2 protein-coding genes, 1 tRNA gene and 2 rRNA genes (2 of these 5 running past the window's edge) are annotated in these 5,000 nt (G+C 51.9%); all 5 read left to right on the top strand.

The genetic code is table 11. The features are described from left to right. Positions 1-1,799: ribosomal RNA gene (locus D5366_RS04565) — 23S ribosomal RNA — on the top strand; it begins 938 nt to the left of the window's first position. 85 nt (positions 1,800-1,884) lie between these two features. Next, positions 1,885-1,999 (top strand): 5S ribosomal RNA (rrf, locus tag D5366_RS04560). 48 nt (positions 2,000-2,047) lie between these two features. Next, positions 2,048-2,124: transfer RNA gene (locus D5366_RS04555), tRNA-Met, on the top strand. A 385-nt stretch (positions 2,125-2,509) separates the two neighbouring features. Next, a complete protein-coding gene (gene katG / locus D5366_RS04550; protein ID WP_240775383.1) occupies positions 2,510-4,726 on the top strand; it encodes a catalase/peroxidase HPI in 2,217 nt (738 codons plus the stop codon). A gap of 56 nt (positions 4,727-4,782) precedes the next feature. Next, positions 4,783-5,000, top strand: partial view of a pseudoazurin gene (locus D5366_RS04545; protein ID WP_141492470.1) — the start only. 226 nt of this gene lie beyond the right edge of the window; only the first 218 of its 444 coding nucleotides appear in the window; its start codon is at positions 4,783-4,785; its stop codon lies beyond the right edge, outside the window.

Genomic DNA, 5,000 nt, shown 5'->3' with positions numbered 1-5,000 from the left:
AAGGTCCATTGTCGAGAGGGAAACAGCCCAGACCACCAGCTAAGGCCCCTAAATCGTGACTAAGTGGGAAAGGATGTGGGGATTCCAAAACAACCAGGAGGTTGGCTTAGAAGCAGCCATCCTTTAAAGAAAGCGTAATAGCTCACTGGTCTAATAGAAACCCTGCGCCGAAAATGTAACGGGGCTCAAGTCACGTGCCGAAGCTGTGGGTGCATTCTTATGAATGCGCGGTAGCGGAGCGTTCCGTAGGTCTGCGAAGGAGGCGGGGTGACCCCCTCTGGAGATATCGGAAGTGCGAATGCTGACATGAGTAGCGATAAACAGTGCGAGAAACACTGTCGCCGAAAGTCCAAGGGTTCCTGCGCAAGGTTAATCCACGCAGGGTGAGCCGGCCCCTAAGGCGAGGGCGAAAGCCGTAGTCGATGGGAATCAGGTTAATAGTCCTGAGCCTGCTAGAAGTGACGAATGAGATATGTTGTTGGTTCTTATCGGATTGAACCAGCTTTTGGACCATTCCAGGAAATAGCTCTAGCATATAGACCGTACCCGAAACCGACACAGGTGGACTGGTAGAGTATACCAAGGCGCTTGAGAGAACGATGCTGAAGGAACTAGGCAAATTGCTCGTGTAACTTCGGGATAAACGAGACCCACCCGTGGGCAACCATGTGTGGGTGGCACAGACCAGGGGGTAGCGACTGTTTAGTAAAAACACAGGGCTCTGCGAAATCGAGAGATGACGTATAGGGCCTGACGCCTGCCCGGTGCCGGAAGGTTAAGAGGAGATGTGCAAGCATTGAATTGAAGCCCCGGTAAACGGCGGCCGTAACTATAACGGTCCTAAGGTAGCGAAATTCCTTGTCGGGTAAGTTCCGACCTGCACGAATGGCGTAACGACTTCCCCACTGTCTCCAGCATCGACTCAGCGAAATTGAATTCCCCGTGAAGATGCGGGGTACCCGCGGTCAGACGGAAAGACCCTATGAACCTTTACTGTAGCTTTGCAGTGGCATCAGGAAAATTCTGTGTAGGATAGGTCGGAGGCTTTGAAGCCGGGGCGCCAGCACCGGTGGAGCCATCCTTGAAATACGACCCTGAATTTTTCTGATGTCTAACCGAGATCAGTCAGCCTGATCCGGGACCCTGCATGGTGGGCAGTTTGACTGGGGCGGTCGCCTCCCAAAGTGTAACGGAGGCGCGCGATGGTGGGCTCAGGCCGGTCGGAAACCGGCTGTCGAGTGCAATGGCATAAGCCCGCCTGACTGTGAGAGTGACAGCTCGATCAGAGACGAAAGTCGGCCATAGTGATCCGGTGGTCCCACGTGGACGGGCCATCGCTCAACGGATAAAAGGTACTCTAGGGATAACAGGCTGATCTCCCCCAAGAGTCCACATCGACGGGGAGGTTTGGCACCTCGATGTCGGCTCATCACATCCTGGGGCTGGAGCAGGTCCCAAGGGTTCGGCTGTTCGCCGATTAAAGTGGTACGTGAGCTGGGTTTAGAACGTCGTGAGACAGTTCGGTCCCTATCTGCCGTGGGTGTAAGAGACTTGAGAGGATTTGTCCCTAGTACGAGAGGACCGGGATGAACGAACCTCTGGTGCACCGGTTGTCACGCCAGTGGCACAGCCGGGTAGCTAAGTTCGGACGGGATAACCGCTGAAAGCATCTAAGCGGGAAACCCACCTCAAAACTAGGTCTCATAGAGCCGTGCAAGACCAGCACGTTAATAGGCCGGGTGTATACGTACAGTAATGTACTCAGCTAACCGGTACTAATCGCTCATAATCCTCACACACAAACACATGCACAGAAATCAGTCACACTCAAAAATACACCAACCTCATCACCCTCCTCTACCAACACGAGGGTGAGCTAGAAGACCTGGTGGCCATGGCGAGGATCCTACACCCGATCCCATCCCGAACTCGGCCGTGAAAAACCTCAGCGCCTATGATACTGCACCTTAAGGTGCGGAAAAGTCGGTCGCCGCCAGGTCCCCTAGCTCACCCAATACACACACAAAAAAAACACACAAAACTCATCCGCGGGGTGGAGCAGCCCGGTAGCTCGTCAGGCTCATAACCTGAAGGCCGTAGGTTCAAATCCTACCCCCGCAACCAATTCCCAAAACCTAAATAATACTCAATAATAAATCGAATAAACGTGTTTATTATAAGAACACGCTGAGTAAGCGAAGCGCTCATATATCTCAAGACAACCATAATCCTCAAAATGAGCATTTGAAGTAGTAAAACTTCACGAAAGTTCCCCAATAAATATATATTTTATAGCTATGTAGGGGGTTATTTGCTTTCCTGTAGTAAGTTCCATAAATTTCTATGATTGATATAAGTAGAAACGAATTCTCGTCGTTAGCGTTTGTGCATATAAAGAAACGGTAACAGCGAATCAGCAATACCCGTAGTAAATAGGGTTTGCTTATCAATGAAAAAGGCTATGGTTATGATCAAGCAGCGGATAGCAGCGTTTGCTCTAGCAGGCACAATGCTTGCGGGTATCGTACCTCATGCTAAGGCGGATGGTATCGAAAAGCCAAATCAGTTCTATTGGCCAACACAACTAGACTTGGACCCACTGCGCTTCAATAATGTGGAGTCCGACCCATACGGTGCTGAGTATCAGCGGAACTACCATAAGAAGTTCGCGACACTTAACCTGGATCAAGTCCGCGCTGATATCTTGAAGGTTATCACAACCTCACAAGATTGGTGGCCTGCCGATTACGGGAACTATGGTCCCTTCTTCATTCGTATGGCTTGGCACAATGCCGGCACCTACCGTGTCCTCGACGGGCGTGGCGGTGAAGAGGGTGCTCAGCAGCGCTTTGCTGAATTGAACAGCTGGCCCGACAACGCGAGCCTGGACAAAGCCCGTCGTCTACTGTGGCCCGTTAAGCAAAAGTACGGTGAGAAGCTGTCTTGGGGTGATTTGATTGTCCTGACGGGTGACGTTGCTCTTACATCCATGGGCTTCAAGACGTTGGGCTTTGTAGGTGGCCGTCCTGACGACTGGCAGTCTGAGCGTGTTTATTGGGGACCAGGCACCTCTTTCTTCCCATCAAAGGCTGCTGAGCAAGCAAAATTCGATGACAAGGGAAATGCTCACCTAGAGAAGCCCTTGGCCGCCACCAATAAAGGTTTGATTTACGTCAACCCAGAAGGCCCAGGCGGGGTTCCTGATCCAGCGCTCGCAGCCAAGATGATTCGTCTGGCTTTCGGTCGTATGGCCATGGATGATGAAGAAACGGTTGCGCTGATTGCTGGTGGACATACCTTTGGTAAGGCACACGGTGCGGCTCCAGCATCATGCGTTGGCGCGGCTCCTGAAGGTGCGCCTGTTGAACAACAGGGTATCGGTTGGAAAAACAGCTGCGTTAAGGGCAAGCTGAAAGCAACTGACGCGATTACGAGTGGTCTGGAAGGTGCGTGGTCAACAGATCCAATCCACTTTACGAACCAGTACCTAACAAACCTTCTGAGCCACGACTGGGTTAAGACGAAGAGCCCAGCTGGCGCTACGCAGTGGAATCCAAAGGATGCGATGAACGTCGTTCCGGATGCTAGCGAGCCAACAAATCGTGCGAAGATGCATCCTCTGATGATGTTCACAACGGACATCGCGCTGAAGACGGATCCATCATACCATCGTATCATTGAGCGTTGGGCTGCACATCCAAATGAGTTCGCTGACGCCTTTGCTCGCGCATGGTTCAAGCTCGTCGTCCGCGATATGGGGCCTAAAACACGCTATTTCGGTCCGGAAGTTCCTTCTGAGACTTTCATTTGGCAGGACCCACTACCGAAGGTCGATTACGCTCAGATTAACCAAGCTGACATTGCTGTTCTGAAAAAAGCGATCGCTGCTTCTGGTTTGTCTGATCGCGAGATGATCAAGACGGCGTGGGCTGCAGCAGCGTCTCACAGAACGACAGATCACCGCGGTGGTGCCAATGGTGGCCGTATTGCTCTGGAGCCAGAAGACAACTGGGCTGTGAACGATCCTGATGAGCTAAAGTCAGTACTGGCTAAGCTCAAGACGGTGCAGGCACAGTTTAACAGCGGGCACCATGGTAAGAGGCAGGTTTCGCTTGCTGATATCGTAGTTCTTGCAGGCAGTGTTGGTCTTGAGGATGCAGCTCACAAGGCAGGGGTGGCAATCAAGGTACCGTTCGCTCCAGGCCGCATTGATGCAACACAGGCTCAGACGGACGTAAACTCTTTCAACGCTCTCGAACCTTCTGCTGATGCGTTCCGAAACTACTATCGTGAAGTTCCGGATGGTAAGTCTCCGACCGATGCGCTGGTCGATCGCGCCAGCACCTTGGACCTGACTATTCCAGAAATGACGGTTCTGCTGGGTGGTCTTCGTACATTGGATGTTAATAGTGGCCACTCTGAGAATGGTGTCCTGACAGATCGTCCTGGTGTGTTGAGCAACGACTTCCTTGTTAACGTCCTGAGCATGGACACGCGTTGGGAGAAGTCTGCAAGTGAGCCAGGCGTATATGAAGGATTTGACCGTAAGACTGGCAACAAGCGTTGGACCGCCACAGGTGTAGACCTTGTCTTCGGTGCGAACTCTGAACTGCGTGCTACAGCTGAGGCTTATGCATCAGCGGACTCACAGAAGAAGTTCTATGGCGACTTTGTTCAGGCTTGGACAAAGGTTATGGACCTCGACCGTTTCGACCTGCAGCGCTGAAATTAACCACCTAAAACCTGCGAGCTCCGGCTCGCAGGTTACCAACGGAGGTCAATATGAAGAAGTTAGCTTGTTCTGCCCTGACGGCATTAGTATTGTGCATGCCAACAGTGGTTTTTTCTAAAACTGTTGACGTTAAAATCTTGAGTGCAGCGCAGGATGGTCTGCCGGGCTTTGAACCGCGCGTAGTACACGTAGAGCCTGGAGACAGTGTTCACTTCATTGCAGCTTCTCCCGGGCACAATGTGGAGTCAATTTCAGGAATGATTCCTGA

This window comes from Neokomagataea tanensis (assembly GCF_006542335.1).
GTDB classification, from domain to species: domain Bacteria; phylum Pseudomonadota; class Alphaproteobacteria; order Acetobacterales; family Acetobacteraceae; genus Gluconobacter; species Gluconobacter tanensis.
This window is presented reverse-complemented; position numbering and strand designations above follow the sequence as displayed.